Origin of the sequence: Alicyclobacillus sp. SP_1 (assembly GCF_024706985.1) — a bacterium.
In the GTDB taxonomy this organism is placed as follows: domain Bacteria; phylum Bacillota; class Bacilli; order Alicyclobacillales; family Alicyclobacillaceae; genus Alicyclobacillus_I.
In genome coordinates, this window is the sequence record NZ_JAMCCX010000001.1 from 1 (window position 1) to 1,196 (window position 1,196).

Consider the following 1,196-nt stretch of genomic DNA (forward strand, 5'->3'; position numbering starts at 1 on the left):
CCCTGCGGGCTCCCAAGTTCCGTTTGATGGAACAAGCCTTCATCCACGACTCCGGCCTTCAGCCACTGCCTGATGAGTTTGAGTATACGTTTGTCGCTTATCCTTTGCTCCACAAGTTTGAGCAACTTGTCATGCTGGATGTTATTGAAATACCCAGAAATATCAACGTCGACGACCCAGTACACCTTGCTGTGGTTAACCACGTACTGTATCTTCTGCATAGCTCCTTTGGCACTGCGCTTAGGCCGGAATCCAAACGAACAATCTCGGAAGTCCGCTTCGAATACCGGTTCTAATACCATCTTGGCGGCCATTTGGACTAATCGATCTCGGATTACAGGTATCCCTAGCGGCCTGGTTTTCCCATCTGCCTTAGGTATATCCTTCCTCCGGACGGGTAGCGGTCGATATGTGCCGTTTCTCAATTGGTCCTGGGTTTCTCGGACAAACTGTATTTCTCCATACTCCTGGACGATGCTTTGGATGGTTATCCCATCCACTCCGGCACTGCCCCGGTTTGCCTTGACTCGTTTCCATGCCTCCCACAGGATGTCTGACCTGTAAATCTTGTCGTATAAAGCATGAAACCTACGTTTGGCATTCGCCTTCGCAGCAAGATAGAGGGTTCTTTGGAGTTCTCGAGCTTTTACTTTGGTGTAGTTAGCAGATTTCACTGCATTCACTCACTCTTACCTCCTTGGATACCCATGAACAAAGCAAGGGTCCTTCCCTCCACGAGGTTGTGTTGTCCTCGCTTCACTGGTAGTATGACCCTCTCCGACTCCCTTCTCGCCGCTTGCCATTTCGCCTGTTTGGCTTATAGGTTCGCGTTTTACGACTCTTCCGTGCGAGGGAGGGTCTCCCTAGTTCCAGACACAACTTTCATTGCATGCCGTTCCCTCTACACCGGAGGATTCTTCCGTGCTGCGTACCCAGATTCTTCACACGTTCCGTGGCCTTCGCCGTTACACACGCGGCTCGGCATCCTCTTGACCCTTGCGGGCTTCAAATTAACGATGCGGCAGGATTCACTTCATGTTGCGGCCTGCAATGTTGCTTCACCCTATTGGGCTTTTCACAGGGCTTCACCCTTAGGCTCTCACCACCAGGTGCCTGCTAGCTACGAGGCGGTCTGGTCCCTACCTCGACCGGACTCTCACCGGTTAGTTGTGCCTAGCTTGGCTAGGCGCGCTGTG

1 protein-coding gene is annotated in these 1,196 nt (G+C 52.2%); it reads right to left on the reverse strand.

The window, feature by feature from the left end:
- Nucleotides 1-683: reverse transcriptase domain-containing protein (locus M4I36_RS00005; RefSeq protein ID WP_258109549.1), on the reverse strand; the 683-nt coding region annotated here is incomplete at its 3' end.
- Between the last annotated feature and the right edge of the window lie 513 nt (nt 684-1,196).